The 19,362-nt window shown below is 63.9% G+C and carries 19 protein-coding genes, 1 tRNA gene and 1 pseudogene; 5 read left to right on the top strand and 16 right to left on the bottom strand.

Annotated elements, in window-relative coordinates; all coding sequences use genetic code 11:
• Positions 1-178 precede the first annotated feature (178 nt).
• The 6 genes and pseudogenes from QO058_RS04060 to QO058_RS04035 form a co-directional block, all read right to left on the bottom strand.
• Positions 179-1,249, bottom strand: a complete 1,071-nt coding sequence (locus QO058_RS04060; protein ID WP_284170492.1) for a serine hydrolase domain-containing protein — start codon at positions 1,247-1,249, stop codon at positions 179-181.
• A 47-nt stretch (positions 1,250-1,296) separates the two neighbouring features.
• A complete protein-coding gene (locus tag QO058_RS04055; protein WP_284170491.1) occupies positions 1,297-2,823 on the bottom strand; it encodes a hypothetical protein in 1,527 nt (508 codons plus the stop codon).
• 265 nt (positions 2,824-3,088) lie between these two features.
• Positions 3,089-3,837 (bottom strand): annotated as a pseudogene (locus tag QO058_RS04050) (AAA family ATPase).
• 850 nt (positions 3,838-4,687) lie between these two features.
• The gene (locus QO058_RS04045; RefSeq protein WP_284170490.1) at positions 4,688-5,581 is read right to left on the bottom strand and encodes a cell wall hydrolase; all 894 of its coding nucleotides are present in this window, start codon (positions 5,579-5,581) and stop codon (positions 4,688-4,690) included.
• Positions 5,582-5,734: 153 nt separating this feature from the next.
• A complete protein-coding gene (locus QO058_RS04040) occupies positions 5,735-5,917 on the bottom strand; it encodes a hypothetical protein (protein ID WP_284170489.1) in 183 nt (60 codons plus the stop codon).
• On the bottom strand, positions 5,914-6,042 hold the full coding sequence (locus QO058_RS04035; RefSeq protein ID WP_284170488.1) for a hypothetical protein: 129 nt from the start codon (positions 6,040-6,042) through the stop codon (positions 5,914-5,916). Before QO058_RS04035 ends, QO058_RS04040 begins: the two co-directional genes overlap by 4 nt.
• 145 nt (positions 6,043-6,187) lie before the next feature.
• Between QO058_RS04035 and QO058_RS04030 the strand changes: the two genes are divergently transcribed.
• The gene (locus tag QO058_RS04030) at positions 6,188-6,628 is read left to right on the top strand and encodes an SRPBCC family protein (protein WP_284170487.1); all 441 of its coding nucleotides are present in this window, start codon (positions 6,188-6,190) and stop codon (positions 6,626-6,628) included.
• Between the two features lie 157 nt (positions 6,629-6,785).
• On the opposite strand, the gene QO058_RS04025 is transcribed toward QO058_RS04030, so the two are convergent.
• The 3 genes from QO058_RS04025 to QO058_RS04015 form a co-directional block, all read right to left on the bottom strand.
• Positions 6,786-7,013 carry a DUF4167 domain-containing protein gene (locus tag QO058_RS04025; protein ID WP_284170486.1) on the bottom strand — a complete coding sequence of 76 codons (228 nt, stop codon included), beginning with the start codon at positions 7,011-7,013 and terminating at the stop codon, positions 6,786-6,788.
• Positions 7,014-7,405: 392 nt separating this feature from the next.
• A complete protein-coding gene (locus tag QO058_RS04020) occupies positions 7,406-7,684 on the bottom strand; it encodes a hypothetical protein (RefSeq protein WP_284170485.1) in 279 nt (92 codons plus the stop codon).
• Between the two features lie 87 nt (positions 7,685-7,771).
• Positions 7,772-8,107 (bottom strand): DUF1236 domain-containing protein, encoded by a 336-nt coding sequence (locus QO058_RS04015; protein WP_284170484.1) that lies wholly within the window; start codon positions 8,105-8,107, stop codon positions 7,772-7,774.
• A 339-nt stretch (positions 8,108-8,446) separates the two neighbouring features.
• Between QO058_RS04015 and QO058_RS04010 the strand changes: the two genes are divergently transcribed.
• On the top strand, positions 8,447-11,122 hold the full coding sequence (locus QO058_RS04010) for a phosphoenolpyruvate carboxylase (RefSeq protein ID WP_284172810.1): 2,676 nt from the start codon (positions 8,447-8,449) through the stop codon (positions 11,120-11,122).
• Positions 11,123-11,426: 304 nt separating this feature from the next.
• Here QO058_RS04010 and QO058_RS04005 read toward each other — a convergent pair whose 3' ends face one another.
• The 5 genes from QO058_RS04005 to QO058_RS03985 form a co-directional block, all read right to left on the bottom strand.
• Positions 11,427-11,717, bottom strand: a complete 291-nt coding sequence (locus tag QO058_RS04005; RefSeq protein WP_284170483.1) for a hypothetical protein — start codon at positions 11,715-11,717, stop codon at positions 11,427-11,429.
• A 160-nt stretch (positions 11,718-11,877) separates the two neighbouring features.
• A complete protein-coding gene (locus QO058_RS04000; protein WP_284170482.1) occupies positions 11,878-12,237 on the bottom strand; it encodes a hypothetical protein in 360 nt (119 codons plus the stop codon).
• Between the two features lie 147 nt (positions 12,238-12,384).
• The gene (locus tag QO058_RS03995) at positions 12,385-12,915 is read right to left on the bottom strand and encodes a hypothetical protein (RefSeq protein ID WP_284170480.1); all 531 of its coding nucleotides are present in this window, start codon (positions 12,913-12,915) and stop codon (positions 12,385-12,387) included.
• Between the two features lie 218 nt (positions 12,916-13,133).
• The gene (locus QO058_RS03990; protein ID WP_284170479.1) at positions 13,134-14,207 is read right to left on the bottom strand and encodes an SGNH/GDSL hydrolase family protein; all 1,074 of its coding nucleotides are present in this window, start codon (positions 14,205-14,207) and stop codon (positions 13,134-13,136) included.
• On the bottom strand, positions 14,188-15,084 hold the full coding sequence (locus QO058_RS03985; RefSeq protein WP_284170477.1) for a hypothetical protein: 897 nt from the start codon (positions 15,082-15,084) through the stop codon (positions 14,188-14,190). The genes QO058_RS03990 and QO058_RS03985 overlap by 20 nt, the downstream gene beginning before the upstream one ends.
• A gap of 134 nt (positions 15,085-15,218) precedes the next feature.
• Here QO058_RS03985 and QO058_RS03980 point away from each other — a divergent pair, with 134 nt between their 5' ends.
• From QO058_RS03980 to QO058_RS03970, 3 genes are all read left to right on the top strand, one after another.
• Positions 15,219-16,799 (top strand): AMP-binding protein, encoded by a 1,581-nt coding sequence (locus tag QO058_RS03980; protein WP_284170475.1) that lies wholly within the window; start codon positions 15,219-15,221, stop codon positions 16,797-16,799.
• A 29-nt stretch (positions 16,800-16,828) separates the two neighbouring features.
• Positions 16,829-17,476, top strand: a complete 648-nt coding sequence (locus QO058_RS03975) for a DUF1190 domain-containing protein (RefSeq protein ID WP_284170473.1) — start codon at positions 16,829-16,831, stop codon at positions 17,474-17,476.
• A 218-nt stretch (positions 17,477-17,694) separates the two neighbouring features.
• Positions 17,695-17,781, top strand: a tRNA-Leu gene (locus QO058_RS03970).
• Between the two features lie 463 nt (positions 17,782-18,244).
• Here the strand turns inward: QO058_RS03970 and QO058_RS03965 are convergent.
• Together QO058_RS03965 and QO058_RS03960 are read right to left on the bottom strand one after the other, a co-directional pair.
• Positions 18,245-18,589, bottom strand: coding sequence for a hypothetical protein (locus tag QO058_RS03965; RefSeq protein ID WP_284170472.1), 345 nt, complete (start codon positions 18,587-18,589; stop codon positions 18,245-18,247).
• A gap of 134 nt (positions 18,590-18,723) precedes the next feature.
• On the bottom strand, positions 18,724-19,248 hold the full coding sequence (locus tag QO058_RS03960) for a hypothetical protein (protein ID WP_284170470.1): 525 nt from the start codon (positions 19,246-19,248) through the stop codon (positions 18,724-18,726).
• Between the last annotated feature and the right edge of the window lie 114 nt (positions 19,249-19,362).

The raw sequence follows: 19,362 nt of genomic DNA, 5'->3' as shown, positions 1-19,362 counted from the left end.
ACACGCGGGGAACCCTCTCCTGTAAGGAGAGGGGGCAGGGTGAGGTGTAGGCCGTTGGACCAGCTCCGTGAGCGCTCACGGCGCCGTCGGGTTCAGGCTAACGATCTCTCTCCCGAACACCTCACCCCTACCCCTCTCCTTACAGGAGAGGGGTTCTGCGTTGAGGTTCCCGCGCCCTTCACTCCACCGCCACGACCAGCCGCTCCAGGAAGCCGTCGATCGCAGCCTTGTCGATCCAGCGCAGCACCGCGACGAGCTCGTGCTCGGGGTCGATCCAGATCAGGTTGTTGCCGGCGCCCTGCGCGCTGAAGGCGCTCGCGGGGAGCTTGGGATTGGCGGCGGGGCCGCGGTTCAGCCACCAGAGGAAGCCGTAATTCGGCAGGGTCGGCGAGGGCACCAGCGATTGCGCGATCCAGGCCGAGGGCACCAGCTCGCGTCCCTCCCAGATGCCCTTCTGCGCGATCAATTGGCCGAAGCGGGCATGGTCGCGGGCGCTGATGAAGAGGCCGCCGCCCCAATGGCCGCCGCCGGGGACCGACTGCATGCGCTCACCGTCGATCTCGAGCCAGGAGGTCTCGTAGCCCTCCCAGCGCCAGCCCTGCGAGGCACCGACCTTGTCCATGATGCGCTCGCGCAGGACCTCGGGCAGCGGCCGGCGGAAGCGCCGCAGCAGCGCATAGCCGAGCGCGTTCACCCGGACGTCGTTGTATTCGTAGAGGCTGCCGGGCTCGCTGAGCTCGCGGCGCTGGCCTTTGCGGCTGTTGTCGGCGCCGATGCCGATCTGCCTGAAATGGTCGACCTGGTCGGACTTGCCGAAGATCTCGCCCTGCCATTCGCTGTTCATCTGCAGCAGATGCCGCCAGGTGATCTTCGCGTTGTGCGGGCTGGAGAAATGCGGGCCGTCGACGCTCCGTCCCACAGGCTCGTCGATATCGGCGATCAGGCCGTCGGCGACGGCAAGGCCCGCCAGCACCGAGAGATAGCTCTTGGCGATCGAGAAGGTCATGTCCGCCCGCTCGACATCGCCCCACTCTGCGACGACCTTGCCGCCCTGCAGCACGATCCCGGCCGGCCCGCCGCGCGGCTCGACCGGCCCGACGATCTCGGTCCAGGGACCTTTCTCGTCCCATTCGCGATTCCCGACATAGGCGCCGTCCGGATAGAACATGCTGCGCGGCCAGGGGGAATCATGCGCCTGCGCGAACGCGACGGCGGCCTGGAGGCGGGCGGGGGAGAGGGGGCTGGGCATATGAAAATCTACCGACTTCGGAGGTAACTATTTTCTAAGGAGAATCATCAGTCCAATCTACTTTGGTTTTGGCACTCTAGCAAAAACTTATGAATATTGCCTATGCCTATCGAATTTGCGATTCGCTCAGGGCTTTCCATATAATGTTTATAATCAAATTCTATTATTTGATTTTCGTCTTTGACGTACTTTATCGCATAACTTTCTAAATATATCTTATTTCTTGATGTTATTTGGCGTTTCCCGTCATTCAAGATCACATCTTCATCAACGAGATTTTCTACCAGTGCGCAAAAAGACACGTCGCCTGTGACCATGTTTGTCCAATATATTATCGAGGTGAGTGGTGAGGCGGGTGTCTCTGGCTGCGGCATAAACTCCAACCTTAATGAAGGTGCTTGTAACACTTCCGCTAGAGTCTTTAGCCCTGGTGTTGCGCATATATCGCTGAGGCTTAATTCTATATTGGGTGTGCCTGCGATTGTACGAAGAAGGTGCAATGCCGATGCGAGGGGTTTCCATTCCCATTCTGTTGTCAGGAGAAGGTTATTTAGTTCGTCGCTAACCGCCCGCTTGCCTTTGAACCAGATCTGTAAATCAACTGGGCCTTTTTCGCACCAATTCATCAAGGTTATAAAGGTTTCAATTGTCGCGATTTCATATTTTTTTGTAACACTTATATTTGCTCGAAAATCGGACCTGATTCCGTCACTCCAAATAAGATCAATAAAACTTGCAGAAAATCGCAGCAATTTCGTCCCAGGAGGTCCGGGGTATGCCTTGCCCTGCAGAATTATAGGCTGGTCATTTCCCGCATTTCGTAGACGAATTTCGATCTCGCCAAGAGAGTCTGGTTGAATATGGACGGTGCCAGACGACACTTCAATGGAAGGCTGTGATGCGGGAATTCCGAAGCGGCTTGGGGTAAAAACAAATTTGCTAATATGTAAGCCTTCGCCAAGTCCAAGAAAATTCTCTAATATCTCCTCTTCACTTTTTGCTTCCAGCGACATGAGGGCTTGGCCATAACCACCCTCATACCCGAGGGTTTTATTGGTATTGATTTTCTTTATTTCGTAACTATCCCCGACCTCTACAATAGTAGAGTGCATCCATTCTATTAATGTGTCGTTTTTTTCATCGTTTGGCCCAAATGTGAATGTTAACATGCTTTTATGCAGGGGCATTTTGTCAATTTCAGATTGGCGTGCGGCTTTCAAAATTCGCTCGATAAGAGGGCCCCACACATGAAGGGCGTATAATTTTGGATTTTTTCCTATTGAATCTGTTGTCAGGAGTAAAATAAACCATGGTTGCGATGATTGAGCTGCTCTGAGGGCGTTTGAGAGTTTCAGCTGGCATTTAAATTTACGATTTCTCGCTGATTTAACTTGTACATAAGCAACTGAGCGCGGTGGGCGCATATCTATTGCGCCGAGAAAGTTCATTTCTGGGAACTCGATTAGGCGATCCCAGCCGCTTTCATCCTCATCTACAGAGTGACAAAGTGCGCCACCTTCCGCACAAAGCCTTTGCAACTCAATCTCGGCATAGCGTGGCAACCGCTTAATCATGGCCGCGTTTGATTCTCACTAATCTCTATATCTTACTCATCGCACGCCCAAATTCGCCGGTCGATAGGAGCTTAAGACAGGGTTGGCGACGTCATCAGGTTTTGCCCATCGATCTGCCGCCCCTTACCGTCTGATCAACATCTCCTACCACCAACAGCACGATGCCGATCAGCAGGGGCAGACCGGCGCTGCCTTGAGCGAGCAGCCGATACGGCGACGGAAGCGCTCACTGCTAGGTAATGAGCAGGGGCGCGGCACTGGGCGCTCACTCCTCCATCATCGTCTCCACAAACGTTGCCGGATCGAGGCAGAACTCGCGGATGAGCCGGAAATGCTGGGTCTGCTCGATCGTCACCGGATCGAGTCCGTATTTGGTCAGGCCGAGCAGGCGGGCGCCGGGATAGGCCATCAGGATCGGGGCGTGGGTCGCCATGATCACCTGGCACTGGCCGAGCCGGTCCATGCGGGGCTTGAGGAACTCGATCTGGCGGGCTGGCGACAGCGCCGATTCCGGCTCGTCGAAGATGAAGGGGCGCTGGCAGCGCTCCTCGAAGAAGCGCAAAAAGCCCTCGCCATGCGAATGGGAGAGGAAGTCGGGCGGCCTGTAGCCGCCGTCCCGGGCGGCCTTGTCGAGATAGCGCGCCACCGAGAAGAAGCTCTCGGCCCGGAAGAACCAGCCATCGGTGACCTTTGGCAGCCAGCTCGCCTTGAGCGCGCTGGCGAGCTGGCCGCCCATGCCTCGACGGCCTCAGCATGGTCGACCGGGCGGTAGCCCTTGCCGCCGCCGGCCTCGTCATAGCCGGCGAGCGCGGCGATGCCTTCGAGCAGCGTCGATTTTCCCGTGCCGTTCTCGCCGACGATGATGGTGATCGACTTGTCGAAGGTGAGCTCGAATGTGTCGCGCAGGAAGGGCAGGCACCAGGGATAGGCCTCCGGGTCCGGCACCGCCGCGCGGTCGAGCCAGATGCGCCTGAGATAGGGCGCCGGCAGGCGGGTCGGGCTGCTTCGTCTCATGGCAGGCTCGCGGCAGTGAGGGGAAGCTAGAGTGTGCTTCCGCCGATGGGAACCACCGCCGTCTTTCCGGGGCAGGCCGCAGGCCTGAGCCCGGAATCCAGAGCCGATGCGATTTCCGGAACACACTCCGGTCGCAGCGCCATTGTGACGAACGGCATCGGTTCTGGGTTCCGGGCCCTTCGCTATCGCGAAGTCCCGGAAAGACGGCGTGGTTGCAGACAGCAGGATGCGCTCGCCGGCTTCCGCCGCGAGGTTCTAAGGGAAACGCCATCCGAGGGAGGCGCGGGGCTCAGGCGGCGTCGCAGTCGACGGCTGCGTGCCGAATGTCGATGTCGAATATCGAAGCAGCGCCACTGGCCACTGCCCGAACCCCGCGCGCGGTTTTCTTTTGAGCTTTCGCCGTGTGTTGCGTCCGGCTGGACCGGGGTGCCTGCCCCGAACGACGAAACCCCTCCGTGGTGGAAGGAGCCAACCGGTCGCAAAGTGGATCGCACTCTGCGCGGCCGAACTCGTTCGGGCTTGCGAAGCTCTTTCGCCACGGACACCGCTCTCCCGCCCGGCCTCTCGACGCCTCGCGAAGCCCCCTCGGTTCGGGCGGGACGGAGAGAAGCATACGTGAGGTTTTTGCAGCGGGGATTGATTGGGGAGTTGTCCCCGCTTGAGGCCGCTGCGCATGAAGCAAGGGCGCGGGGAACCCTCTCCTGGAAGGAGAGGGCAGGGTGAGTGTGGGAGATCGGACCAGTGCCGCGAGCGCTCACCGCGCGGTTGGGTTCAGGCGAACGTTTTCCGTCCGAATACCTCACCCCTGCCCCTCTCCTTCCAGGAGAGGGGTTCTGCGGCGTGGTTCCGCTCAGTTCTGCTGTAGGCTGCCGCGCAGGGGGCGGGAGGGCGGCATCAGCGCGGCGAGGCGGGCGTCGCTCTTCGGCGGCGCGATGAAGGCCTGGGCGGTCTTCCTGGACATGCCGAGATCATAAGGGCGGCTCGGCGGCAGCGTGGCATTGGCGACGAGCTGCAAGGCCGGGTTTGCCGGCGCGGCGGCGGCCGGGGTCTCGGGCGCGAAGGCGAGCGGCGCGCTGGCGAAGGAGGTCGATCGGGTCGAGGTGGTGGTGGCGAGCGGCGCCGGGGCGGTCACCGCGGCGAGCTGATAGCTCGGCTCCTCGATGCGGCGGCGCTCGGGGCGCTCGCCCTTGACGTAGAAGGCGTTGCCGCCGGCCACCGTCACGTAATGCATGTTGGCGTAGGAGAAGCGCAGGCCCGCCATGTGGAAGTGCTTGGCGTTTCCGACGGCCTCGTTGCGCTTGCCGGCGAGAATGGCTTCGGCGGCGGCTTCGGCCTTGGGCAGGTCGCGTGCGACCATCTGGCGGGTGAGGACGCCCGGCGCGAACTGACGCGGCGCACCGACGACGCCGCAGATCGTCTCAGGATAGCGCGGCGCTCCGACCCGGTTCATCACGACCGTGCCGACGCCGAGCAGCCCTGCATCGCTCGAGCGGTTCGATTCGAAATACATCGCGCGGACGAGGCATTCCTTCTCGCGCGGGTCGGCCTTGGCCAGCTCGATGGCGCGCTTGCGGGCCTCGTGCGGCTCCTTGGTGGCGGGCGCGGCCGTCGAGGCGGTCTGGATCGGCGAGACGCTGCAGGCGCCTAAAGCCGGCGCAGCCAGAGCAACCAGAAGCGGGATCGTCTTGCGGGGGCCCTTGCCGGTGAAACGGACGGCGTTCGCAGCGATCATGGTCCGCTTCATGCGGTCATCTCCTGATTACGGGGTCGGGCCTGCCCTGGGTGGCAGGCCGTCATCACCGGAAAGGAATCCCGAAGCTCTTACCAGAAAGTTAATTTCAAATGAAAGAGGCAAAGCTGCCTGACGGCCGATTGGCTCTCAGGCCGGCGAGGCTGGTCACCAGAAGCCGTAGCGGGACAGGAACGCGAACAGCGTGAGCGCCATCGCGGCTCCCGCCAGCAGGATCACGGCGCTGATCGCGAGAAGGCGCATGCGCAGCGCCGCTCCGGCCAGGGAGGCGGCGGCAAGGTAGGACACCAGGTTGAGAGCGTAGCCCGGGGTCTCGATCGCGAAGCTCAATCGCAGAGCGAGTGCACGGCAAGGCCGACGAGCATGCCTTTCCAGAACCGCGTTCCGGCGGCTTTTGCAGCAATCGCGCCGCCGAGCATGGCGGCGATGTATTCGGGAATGGCGAGGGGTTCCATCACGCGATAGCTGGCAGGGGATCAGGCTCGCTTGCAAGCAGCAGGGCGGCGCCACGGCTCGAGACGGCAGAGATCGGGTGTCGGCAGTGCGCCGTTCTGGCGCACTGTTGGCGTCGACAAAGCCCTCGAACGACAGGAGATCGCGGTGGCAAAAGCCTTTTTCAGCACTGTGATCGATCACTCCGCCGATGCGGTCTGGTCGGTCATCCGGCCATTCGGTCATTATGCATGGGCGGGAGTCCGGAGCGAAACCATCATCGAGGAGGGACGGGCGGGCGACCAGGTCGGCAGTGTCCGGCGCGTCGGCACGGGAGGCACCGCGCTGCGGCAGATCCTGCTCGCGCATTCCGACATGGACCGCTGCTACAGCTATGCCTTTGCCAGCCCTCCGCCGTTTCCGGTCGAGAATTACCTGGCCACGATCCGTGTGACACCGGTCGTGGAAACCGGGCAGGCCTTCATCGAGTGGTGGGCGACCTTCGACTGCTCAGGCGAGGACCGCGAGCGGATGACGGATCATTTCGAAAGGAAGGGGTTTGCGGTCTGGCTGGCTGCCCTTCGCGCGTTCATGGCAAAGTCCAGCTAGCTAGGGAGGCGGCCCTTGCCGGGGTGGCCTCAGCCTGCGGAGGAGGTAGCGCTCCGTTCCAGAAGCGCCATGATGCGCGCCGCTTGACCCGACCCAATGGAGGGATTGAGACAGGAATACCGCGGTGCGTTACCGGCGCCGCCTGCAAAGGACCCTGTCAGGCGGCCGTGCCGTTGATCAAGCGGTGATAGTGTTCGGCGTATTGATAATTGCGCTCGGCCTCGATCCTGTCGCCGGCGAGGGCCTGGGCTTTGGCCAGAGCGAGGTAGCGCTCATAGCTCGCCTGCGGGGTTGCCCCCCGCCTTGTCTGCGCAGCGTCGGCGCGTGGCCCCGATCGGGTCAAGCGATTGTCGAAAGCTGTGGTTCTGGATGGGTGTATGTTCATGTCAGCCTCCTCATCCCAGCATTTTCTTGACGATGCGACGCAGTTCCTGGCGGCTGAGGCCGCATGGTTGCGGCTTCCAATCGGGTGCGGATCTTGGCGGCATGGCGTTGGCGATCGCATCGGCGACGCGCTGGCTATCGGGTGACTTCAGTTGTGTTGATTCTTGCATTTATGTCCGTTTGCCGCCCGGCTTAAGGCCGCGCGGTCTTGTGAAGACATCGCGGGCACAAAGAGTGCGGCGATGGTGCTGCCATTGGCAGCAATCGGTTTTCGATGGGTAGGGTGGGAGGCTCGCCGCCGGTTCCTATGTCAAGGAACCAGCCGATCATTCTTCGCCTGCCTGCTATTTCTATCGAGGCAATGTGGCCAAATGAAGTTGTAGACGAGCTCTGCTATGTCGTGACTGCCGATATTCTAGGAGAATGACTTTCCGAAACAGTTACCGCGCGATGACGGCATGGTCCGTTGAGGTTTTTCTCGATGGCCGTCATGGCTGCATCCACCGACGGGAACGGCCCCTTTCGGATGTCGCTCAGGCGCGCGACCTGCTCCTGCGAGAGGATGATCCAGTAACTGCCGTGAAGATCGCGCGTGATCGAACAGATCGGACGCTCGAGCAGGTCGCAGACGCCCCAACCGCCGGCGAGGTTACGGCGCACGGTCGTGTCCATGGCTTCCTCCGGGTCTACCCCGATATGGCCATGGACACGGTAATTGTAAGGGCCGGACGCTGCGGCCGACCCCATCAGTTGGTCCGATCAGTTGATGACCTGGACGATGCGGCGGGTGCCGGGCTCGACCAGCACGGGCCGGTTGTTGACGACAGTGTAGCGGTAGTTGCTGCCGGCGCCGTATTCCTGCGGGACCGCATAATAGGTCACGCCGGTCGTGGGCAGGATGGCGCCGACGACGACGGGCTGGTCATAGCTGTAGGACATCTGGCGCTGGTCGACGACGTAGCGCTGGAAGCGCGGCGCCATCTCGCTGCTGATACCGGGGGGTTCCGGCAGGCCGTTGGGCTGGCCCTGATTCTGCGCCATCGCGGCGGTCGAGGCCAGGACAAGGCCGGCAGTCAATATCGCATGTTTGAGCATGGTCTGCTCCCGTCTGCTGTTCGGGGTGAGTGGACAGTGTCAGGCCAACACGGGGCGCACGCCGATGTTCCCCGGCCGGACCTTCATTTCGGGCGCTGCGCTCGCTGTTGCGCTGCCGCATCTCATTTCGCAGTTGCAGCAGAGTCGGAATCTTGCTCACCTGCGCCGAGCCATAAAACGATTGAAAAGCGGGAGAGCGGCGTGGCGGGTGTGGAGGAGTTGTCGCCGTCGGCGCTGGCGAGCGAATTGTCGGCGGCGATCGTGCAGGCGCGTTCGGATGCGCGCGAGGACCCGTTCGGCAATCCGGTGCTGCGCGCCACGCTCTGGCTGACCCGCAAGATGGATCGTGGCGACGTCACGCTCGAGGATGCGGCCGCGCTGATCCGCCAGTTCGGCCGCGCCGCGCTCGCCGACCGGGGGGCGCGCGTCGCGGCCTATGTCGGTCTGGAGTGTGACGAAGCCGAGGCCTATGCGGCGCTGGCGCGGCGTGTCGCCGAGGAGGCGAGTGGCGCGGTGCAGCCTTTCGAGGCCTATGGCGCGGCGCTCGGGCGCACGCGCTTTGCCGCGGTGTTCACCGCGCATCCGACCTTCGGCATGAGCCGGGTGGTGGCGCATGCGCTGGCGGAGCTCGCCTCGAACGAAGGCGAGGCCGCGGCGCTGAGGGCGGCCGACCTCTCCTTCCGGCCGGATACGACGATCACTCTTCAGGACGAGTTCGAGCAGGCGCGCTTTTCGGTGCGCAATGCCCGCGACGCGATCGACCGGCTGAACGGCGCCTTCCTGGTCGAGGCGCGGGCGCGCTGGCCGCAGCGCTGGCGCGAGCTCAGGCCGCGTGCGCTGCTGCTCGCCTCCTGGGTCGGCAGCGATACTGACGGGCGCACCGATATCGGCTGGTGGGACACGCTGCGCTACCGGCTGGAATCGAAGCGCGGCCAGTTCTTCCGCCTGCTGGAGAAGCTGCCGGACGCGCCGGCGACCGCCGAGGTGAGGGCGCTGATCGAAGGGGCGTTCGCCGCGGCCGAGCGGCAGCTTTCGCTCTGCCCGCCTCTGAACAGCAAGCCGGAGATCGGGGCGCTGCAGGCGTTTTCGCTGGCACTCGTCGGCGAGCGCGAGGCGGCCCTGCCGGAAGCATCGCGGCTGTTGGCCGCGCTCGACAAGGCGATCATGCTGGCAGGGGACGACGAGACCGCGAGCGCGCTGATCCTGGCGCGGGCCGGCGTGATCGCGCACGGCGTCTCGATCGCGCTGCCGCATTTCCGGCTCAACGCCTCGCAGCTCCACAATGCGATGCGCGGCGTGATCCCGCTCGACGAGGAGCCGGCCCAGCCGGCGCAGCGGCGCGCCTTCCTCGCGGCGGCGAACCAGGCCTTGGCCAAGGTCAGGCCGACCCCGGTCGATTTCGGCGCGCTCGCGGTCGAGCGTGCCTCGGCGGCCCGGATGATGATGATGGTCGCGCAGATCGTGAAGCATGTCGACGGCTCGCGGCCGGTGCGCTTCCTGATCGCCGAGACCGAGACGGGCTATACGCTGCTGTCGGCGCTCTACCTCGCCAGGCGCTTCGGTATCGCCGACCTGGTCGAGATCTCGCCGCTGTTCGAGACATCGGACGCGCTCGAACAGGGGCCGCGCATCATCGACGAGGCGCTGCGCAGCCCGCATTGGCGCGACTATCTCAAGCGCCATGGCCGGCTCTGCGTCCAGTTCGGCTATTCCGATTCCGGCCGCTATATCGGCCAGGTTGCGGCGACCTTCTGGGTCGAGCGGCTGAGGAGCCGCATCCTCGAACTGCTGCAACGCTATGGGCTGACCGAGATCGAGCTCGTGATCTTCGACACCCATGGCGAGTCGGCCGGACGCGGCGCCCATCCCGACAGCCTCGCCGACCGGTTGGCCTATCTCGATCCGGAATGGCCGCGACGCGCCTTCGCCAAGGCCGGCGTCAAGGTCACGCGCGAGACGAGCTTCCAGGGCAGCGACGGCTATCTGCTGTTCGGGACCAAGGGGCTGGCCGGCGCGACGGTGGCGCGCATCGCCGAGAGCGTCTTTGCCGATCCGGCCGCCGGCGCGGATGATCCGATCTATGCCGAACCGGACTTCTCGACCGAGTTCTTCCAGACCGTACGCGAGGAGATGACGCATCTCGTCGACGATCCCGGTTATGCGGCGCTGATCGGCACCTTTGGTCCGTCCCTGCTCGACAAGACCGGTTCGCGCCCGGCGGCGCGGCAGAGCGATGCCGGCGGGCCGACCGTGATCCGCCATCCGCGCGAGCTGCGCGCCATTCCGAACAACGCGATCCTGCAGCAGCTCGGCTGGCTGGCGAACAGCGTCCACGGCATTGGCCATGCAGCGGCGCGCGCGCCCGAACTGTTCATGAGCATGCGCGAGAGCTCGGAGCGCTTCGGCCGCGCCTACCGGCTCGCAGCTCATGCGATGGCGAACAGCGATCTCGACGTGCTGCGCGCCTATCTCGACACGCTCGACGCCGGCAGCTGGTTCGACCGGGCGCGGCGCACCGAGAAGGAGGGGCGGCGCGACGAACTGCTCGCGGTTGCAGAAGCGCTGGCGCAGCTCGATCTTGCGCCGGCGCTGCGGCGGCTGTTCTGGCGCTTCGCTTCGGACCGGCTCAAGCTGAAGGAGGCAGCAGGTGAGCCACCGGCGATGCCGGTCAGGTTGGTGGCGCTGCATACGCTGCGCCTCGCCTTGCTGCACCGGATCTGGCTGTCGGCGACCCATATCCCCGATTTCCGGCCGCATGCCGGGGTGACGCGCGAATTGCTGCTCGAGCGCATCCTGCGGCTCGACATGACCGGGGCGCTTGCCTTGCTCAGTGAGATCTTCCCGATCAATCCCGATCCGGCGCTGGGGCTCGATTTCGGCGAGCCTGCCGGTCCCCGCGAAGGCGGCGCCTATGCCGGCCTGCATCGCGACGTGATCGAGCCGATGCGAGCGTGCTTTGCGCTGCTGCGCGAGATTTCAGGCGCTATCCAGCACGAGATCGGCGCGTTCGGCTGAGGCTCGCCATTGGTCGTTGTGCTCGGGGAACCCTTCTCCCAGCCGGATTCCTCTGCGAAAAGCCGATCGCTTGGCTCCTCCCTTCCCCCTTGTGGGGAAGGGTATGGGGATGGGGGCGAACGACGGGATGATCGGTGGATTGTAGAGGCGAGTCGGCTCGATTTCCGCGGAATTCGCTTCGACTTTGCGCCCCCCACCCCTGCCCCTCCCCACAAGGGGGAGGGGGCCCCCGCGCCTCATCCGGTTCGCAGAGGAATCCAGCCGGGAGAGGGGAGAATCCGCATATATGAGCGATCTCTGCGCCCTACGCCGCCTTGTCGAGCGCGACCACGATGTCGGTGTACTCGGGCTCGTGCGGCGAGAGATTCTTTCGGCTCTCGTCGCTCCAGCGCGCGAGCTTGACCACACGCCCCATGCTCTCGGCTGCTCCATCGGTTTTCACCGGCTCGATGATGGCGAGCCCGCTGGTGTCGAGGAAGAAGGTGTGCTCGCCGAACAGCTCGCCGAGCTGGACCGTGGCGGGGTGGTTCTCCGGTATCGCCTGCGCCTCGAGCTGGTGGACAGCGCTGTCGATGCCTGCTTCGGTCAGTTTCATGATCAGTCCTTTCTTGCGAGTGAGAGACGGATTCACCGATCAGATTGTGCCAATCCGATCGGATCCGGCTCTCGCGGCGCTGCGCGGGAACGGGCAGGAGCGCCGAACTGCCCATGAAGCCTTCCGGCATTTCGGCCGGAATCTTGGGGCGACTGGCTTCTCAGATCGTCTCCTGCGCGATCAGAGTCAGATCGCCGTCCTCGTCGAAGCCCACCGCGATGATCGCGGCCGAGTTCATACTCTTGGCCTGGAGTGCCTTGGTGGCAGCCGGAATGGTGTCGATTGATTGCCTGAGTTGCTTCAGGTCGTCGGGGCTGGCTTGGGCCACAGCGCTGTCGACCTGCACCCGCAGTTGCGGCGGCAGCGAGCTGCGCTCGACCACGGTCGCATTGCGAACGGCACCGGGATTCTGGAGTCCGGGTTTATCCGGGATGGGGAGGGATGGACCCTGGGCCTGTGCCGCGGCGGCGCCGGCGAGCAATGCTAGGGAGAGGCTAGCGGTCCTGGCAAAATTACGCATCTCTGGCTCCTTTCCATCGCTGGAGGAGGGGCAAGCGCCCGATGCGAAGCGACCCTGGATGCGAAATCTGGTCAGCCTCTGTCGCTGGTCTGACCGTTCGAAGGTATCAATGCGATTGAAATGGGACGGCGCGGGCGAGACTGGGCCTCAGCGCGTGCGCTCCGAGAGCTCGGCCGAGGCGGCAACGTTGCGATCGCCGATCGCCTGGACGGGCTCCCAGACCGTGTAATTGTCCCGAGGCGTCGAGATCAGGTATTTGAGCTGGCTCTTGGCCTTGCTTGAGAGCAGCTTGCTGGTCTGGAAGCTGGCGAAGTTGGCATAGGCGCGCGCGCCGCCATCGAAGACGACGACGCGATCCCTCAGGACGATGATGTCGCCCTTCTTCAGTGTCTCGTCCTTGAGGTACCAGAACGGGTCGTTGGCGTATTCCATCGGCTTGACGAGCGGGGTCTTCGGCCCGTCCTTGACGTCCTTGGTAGCGCCGTCGAGCTTCGCCTTCTTGCGCGAGGGCCGAACAGTCATGTGCAGCGGATTGTCCGGCATGGGCGCGATGGCCGGCCGCTGCGGGACACCGAACAACGTCTCCCAGAAGCCCGCGGCGCTCGCGGGCGTGGCGATGACGGCGCAAGCCACTGCCAGCGCAGCGGCGGCTATCGGTTTTCTCGAAAAAGACGGCACGACTGCAATCCCCAGCTCCGCAACCGGAGATAGTGATAAGTATGCCCGATCTCAATGACGACAGCACGACGTGATGAACGGCTTCTTCGTCAAATTTCAGCGATTGGACCGCCGCCGTTTCGCGATCGTTGAACCCGAGCCGATTCCAGGGCGATTTTCGTTGCAATGCAACACACAAGTAGCCCACCGCGCATCCCGGCCATGCGCCGGCAAAGGGATCAAGGCTGTGGAAGCTTGAGCACCTCGCGCAGCACCGGAATGGTGGCGTCGGCGATCGCAGCATGGCCGCTGGCGTTGGGATGGAAGGAACCGCCGAGCGTCGCGGCGAAGAGCGGCTGCTCCGGGCTGAGCGGATCGGTGGTATCGGAGCCTTCGAGCCTGCCGACACGCATGTAATGCCCCGTCAGGAACGAGTCGTTGGGCGTGACGAACCAGCGTTGCCGCGGGCGATAGGCGCGCCAGGCGCTCGGGGCAAACGGCTCCCAGCGGCGCTGCGCGAAGTTCCAGCTCGGAAACTGCATCGCGCCGGAAACCGCGCGGTTCGGCGCATCGGCCGGGGCGCCGGCAGTGCACAGCGCATGGCCGGCAAAGCGCTCGGCATGGGCATCGACGAAGCGCCAGCGTCCTGCTTCGGGAAGGGCGGCGATGGCAGCTGCAATGCCGCGGTTGAGATAGGGAACGAAGGCCGCGCCCTCCCGGCCGGTGCTCTCCTTGCTGATCGCCAGGATGCGATGAACGTCCATGCCGGCGTCGCCCACCGCACAAGGGGTGCCGCCTTCACTGCGCATCATCTGCGGATAGGCGGTCTGGACGATGGCCGAGGCCGGGACATCGAGATGCTTCTCGAACGCGGTCGACAGTTCGCGGATGCGTGCCGGGATCACATTGTCGACGGCGGTCCGTGCCTCGGCGAAGGTCTTGGTCTCGATCTGGCTGAGCCAGAGCTTGTAGAGCAGCCCGACACGCAGTCCGAAGCGGCCGCGGCCGATCACCTCCTCGGCGATGACGTTCGAGAAGCCGATATCGTTGCCGCCGATGCTGAGTAGGACCGCGTCGGGCTTCATCGCGCGAGGCTGGCTGCAGCGTGGGAGATCACGCCGCCAATCGAAGCCGGCGCCCTCGTCGTCGAAGCGGTTGTAGCCGGTGAAATTGCGGCAATAGTCGCGCCAGTAGCGCATCAATTGGGGCGAGGCGTCGTAGACGGCATCGCCGACATCGTCGCGCGCTGCGTAGTAGCCGAGGAGCCCGGCGGTCACCTCCGCCCCGGTGCAGCTATAGGGCGTCAGCGTCACCGCGACATCGCGATGGGCAAGCGCCAGGGTGAGCGCCGCCCGAACATGCTGCGAATAGAGCGAGCGGTGGCATTGCGCGTTGAGCCAGATCGCCGCGGCTGCGCCGCCGAGCGCCCCGTCGGTCGCGCCGCGCCGGCGCGGATAGTTGCGATAACGAGGCGGGAAGCCGGGAAGAGGGGAGGATCTTTTTGTAAGTGTCGATGTTGTCATCGACCAGTTCGGCCGGCCGGTCGGGATTGCCTTCGCCGGACGAGAAGGAATCGCCGAAGCCGGCGATGGCGATATGGCGCAGCTTTACCGCCTTGGCTTCGGCAACCGGGGCACCGTCGACGCTGACCGCGATGTCGAATGGCTCTTCGAAGGCGCGGCGCGCCAGCCTGGCCTCCCCGGAGCAGGGCGCGACCACCGCAAGCTCGCCCGCCGTCCAGCGGCAGGTCTTTCCGGCGAGCGCCGGTGGCAGCTCGGCGATCCGGGCGACGACGTCGGCGACGCGGGGCTCCATGAACTGGTCGCCGGTGTCGAGCAGGCACTGCCAGTGGCCGCGATTGCCGTTCTGGAAGCAGGTCTTGCGTGTAACCGCCGAGGTCCAGCCCCAGCGGTCGACGCTCGCCGGATCGCCGAAGGCCGGCCCGAGCGTGCGCGCGGCTGCGGCGCGCTGCATCGCGTCCTCGAAGGCGAAGGCGGGCCGATCGCGCCGATCCGATACGGGTAGGGCGGCATAGATCTCCGCCAGCTTGCGGAATTGCGCCTCGTCGCGGAACAGACGGAAGCGGTTGGCGATTTCCCATTCGATGCGTGGCTGGGCGAGCGCGCCGCCAGCGGCGAGTTCGGCTGTCACAAAGAGCAGCAATGACAGGAGCAGGCGCAGCCGAGGCATGGCGGAAGCCTCCATTGGCGGCACAACCCTAGCGCGCTGGATGACGCTGGGGAAGTTGCCGCCGGCACATTGTATCGCCGCCCATTCGCCTTAGGTTGCGAGGCAAGAGGAACGACAAGGGGAGCACGAGCCGAATGGCCGCGATCGAACTGCCGGCACAGCCCTTCGACGTCGAAGGTGCGCGGACAACGCTGTTCCAGGCGCTGCTGGCGGCCGCCGGCAAGCACGGCAAGAGCCGCATCGCGCTGGAGGATCCGGAGCGCAAGCCGCTCAGCTATGGCAGTCTGGTGCTGGGCGCGCTCGTGCTCGGCCGCAAGCTTTCGGCGCTGACGAAGCCCGGCGAGACGGTCGGGCTGATGCTGCCGAACGTCCAGGGCATGGCGGTGACGCTGTTCGGGCTGTCAGCCTATGGCCGCGTGCCGGCCCTGCTCAATTTCACCGCGGGCCTGAAGAACCTCACCGCCGCCTGCGAGATCGGGCCGGTCTCGACCATCATTACCTCGCGCCGGTTCATCGACCAGGCCAAGCTCGACGACATCATCGAGGCGCTCGCGCCGGGGCGGCGGGTGATCTATCTCGAAGATGTCCGCAAGGAATTGACCAGCCTCGACAAGGCGATCGGCGCGCTGGCCTCGCTGGTGCCGGGAATGGTGCATGCGCGCCATCAGGCCAAGCCCGACGATCCGGCCGTCGTGCTCTTCACCTCCGGCACCGAGGGCAAGCCGAAGGGCGTGGTGCTGAGCCACGCCAATCTCGTCTCGAATGCCCGCCAGATCTTCGAGCTCGCCGCTGGCTTCCTCTCCGAGCGCGACGTGGTCATGAACCCGCTGCCGGCCTTTCATTCCTTCGGGCTCACGGCGGCGCTGCTGATGCCGTTGATCCATGGCATGAAGGTCGTGCTCTATCCGAGCCCGCTGCATTACAAGCAGGTGCCGAAGCTGATCGGCGAGACCGGCGCGACCTTCCTGTTCGCCACCGACACATTTTTGCAAGGTTACGCCCGCGCTGCCGACGAGGGCGACCTCAAGAGCGTGCGCTATGTCGTCGCCGGGGCCGAGCGGGTGAAGCCGGAGACGCGCCGGATGTGGGAGCCTTATGGCACCACCATCCTCGAAGGCTATGGCTGCACCGAATGCTCGCCGGTGCTGGCCTGCAACACGCCGGTCGCGACGAAGGATGGCAGCGTCGGGCGGCTGCTGCCCGGCATCACGGCGAAGCTCGAGCCGGTCGAGGGCATCAGCGAGGGCGGGCGGCTCTGCGTCAAGGGGCCGAATGTGATGCTCGGCTATCTCAACGCCGACCGGCCGGGCGCGATCGTACCGCCGGAGGGCGGCTGGCACGACTCCGGCGACATCGTTGCGATCGACGATGGCTTCATCACGATCAAGGGCAGGGCGCGGCGCTTCGCCAAGCTCGGCGGCGAGATGGTCTCGCTTGCGGCGGTCGAATCGATGATCTCGGGCCTGTGGCCCGGTCACAATCACGTGGTCGTGGCGCTGCCCGACGTTCGCAAGGGCGAGCAGCTCGTCCTCGTCACCGAAAAGCCCAACGCCGAGAAGAAGGCGCTGCAGGACGAGGCCAAGGCGCAGGGTTTCCCGGAATTGTGGCTGCCCAAGGCGATCCTGGTGACCGGCTCGATTCCGGTGCTCGGCAACGGCAAGATCGATTATGGTGGCACGCGCGAACTCGCCATCACGATGAGGCCGCTGCTGTGACGCCACAATCGCATGGTCAGGGAGGGCGCATGATCACGCTTCTTCCCCTCGTCTTCGTCCGCGCGGCGGCCTTCGCCGTCGCTGGCATAGCCCTGACGCCCGCGGACCTTGCCGCCCAGGCGGCCGGCCAGACCTATGTCCGCCGCGATGAATGCATCGAGGCCGGCAAGCTCTCGGCCGAGCAATGCGAGCACGCCTATCGCAACGCCCGCGCCGAATTCGAGCAGAAGGCGCCGCGCTACGGCTCGCGGGTAGCCTGCGAGCGCGCCCACAAGCGCTGCGGTGCGCAGGTCTCGACCACCGGTGGCTGGGACGCGCTGGCGCGTGGCGGCGGCGGGCAGTCTTACGTGCCGCGCTTCGTCGGCATCCGGGTGACCGGCGAGGGCTCCTCCAGCAAGGCCTTTCCGATCGTCGAGGGCACGGCGAAGGTCGCCTTCTCGGCCCGCCAGGTCGCGGCGCTCGACGACAAGGTCGCCGGCCGCCGGGCGGTGATGGGCGGCGGCAGTGGCGGCGGCCAGCACAGCCAGCAGGCAAGCGGCCCCTATATCCGCCGCGGCGACCGCGACGACACGGTGCGCGTGCCGATGCAGGAGAAGAAGATCGGCTCCGACGTCGCGCCGGGGCTCTATGTCGATCCGGACGGGGTCGAGTGGTACAAGCCGGCGCATAGGCGCTGAGAGGCTGACGGACATCTCCTGAGCCTCATCCTGAGGAGCCGCGAAGCGGCGTCTCGAAGGATGTTTCAGGAGTCTCAGGAACCAGCTGGAGCATCCTTCGAGACGGCCCTTTCGGGCCTTCTCAGGATGAGGGCTGTGAATTCCCGGGCGGGCGCTGAGCCATCACGCGCAACCGGCGCTTGTCGGAAAGGCTTTCCGTCGCTAACCAGTTTCGCGGCGCGGACGTGGCGAAACTGGTAGACGCAAGGCACTTAAAATGCCTCGCCGGAAACGGTATGCGGGTTCGACCCCCGCCGTCCGCACCAAGCCTGTGTTGAAGTTTGATACCGGCAGATGGAGTGGCCACTGAGAGCTCGAAGCAGACCTTACCGCTGCTTTAGAACCTCGCAGACAGCATTCCCGGGTGTGCCGCCATCTGCCGTCTATTCGCACACCGGCCATCAAGGGCGGCAACTCGCGGTTCTCTGTAAACCCGAGCTTGCGGCATGCCGCCAAGCACGCAGCGAGCTCTCGCTTCGCACTCTCCTCATCTGCAGTCGGAAACAGGTTTGGGGGCGAAAATGGCCCTACCGTGCAATCAGCCCGCGCGCCGTCTGATAATCGAGACATCGGCACATACGGTACCCGCTCTCCGCATCCAGAAAGCAGCACTGCGAGCGCTACTGCCGAAGTCAGGCGCATGGCGTGCGTCCTCAATGGATCAATTCGCTGCGTGGCAATTGCTCACAAGCCAAGGGTTGGCAATATCCGCTGCAAGCGGGGAGCTGCCTATGATGAGCGGCGCAGGCGATGCCTTCGCGTGGCGCGCGCCCGTCGCTTCAGTTCATCCATGATGTCCTTGATCTCGCAATCCAGAACATAAAGGTCGCCCAAAGAGCGTCCATTCAAAGGGCCACCGTACATGAGACCCATGACCCGATAAAAAATGCGGGCGTGCAAGGGACCTCTGCCGAAGGGCATCGCGGCGCCGGTCTTGTACAGCCATCGATTTGCACCATAGCCAGCGTGCGATCCAAGTCCTTCGCGGTCGGCGATGCATTTCTCTAAATACGAGGCTAACTCTTCATTGCTGAGCTTAGCGAGATCGCCGCGAAGATTGATGCCTAGCCTCACAGATTTACCCGCTGCGACATGTCCGTTCAGGGATCGGCCGATATCTTCGATATGCTAATTCCCGCTATGGTAGAAGTGGACCTCACGATATGAACGAAGCGGTTGCTGCGTGCGACCTTCCGGCCGCGGTCCACTTAACTTGAGAGGTCGCAAACCAGTTCGGTGGCTTCGCCGCGTCTGACAATCTCCGCACTTCCCCACGACATTGGCGTTGCACGCGCGAGGTCGGCGCCGAGAACGCCTTCTACTTCTGGCTTCGAAGCATCAAACAAAATCGAGACGATGCTTATGCCGTTCTCGATGCCCATGTCGAAGGCAATTCGTTGGGTGCGTAGGCCGCGATATGTTCCTGTGAGCGGGACAGTTATGCGTCGATAGCCCGCGCTGTCGCGGTTTTCTATTTTTGCCTTACCGAACGCCGTGGCGAAACGTGCTGGAAGGTTCACTTTGGCTAAGGGCTTCTGGTTCGGATAGGGCACGTACCGAAGCCGCAACTCCTTCCAAAGAGCCGACACGGCCTCAGAAGTTTTGCACGCATATTCGCCATCGGCCTTCTCGATTCCACCAATGAAATCATCGAGATTGACGAGGCTTGTTTCCGCTGTCGCGTAACCAGCATACATGCACATGGCAAAGGTTGCTGCGAGCGCGTTCGTCATCAAAATTCGCCTTTCTGTTTGGATCCGGCAGAACTTATTGCGTGGCCATCATGTACGGTGGTCTACCATGCTAGGCATTGTCAGCAACGGGTGTACTGCTGCCGCTGGCGTGTA

The organism is Bosea vestrisii (assembly GCF_030144325.1).
GTDB lineage: Bacteria > Pseudomonadota > Alphaproteobacteria > Rhizobiales > Beijerinckiaceae > Allobosea > Allobosea vestrisii_A.
Note: the sequence above shows the minus strand (reverse complement) of the source record. Positions and strands in the feature narration are given on the sequence as shown.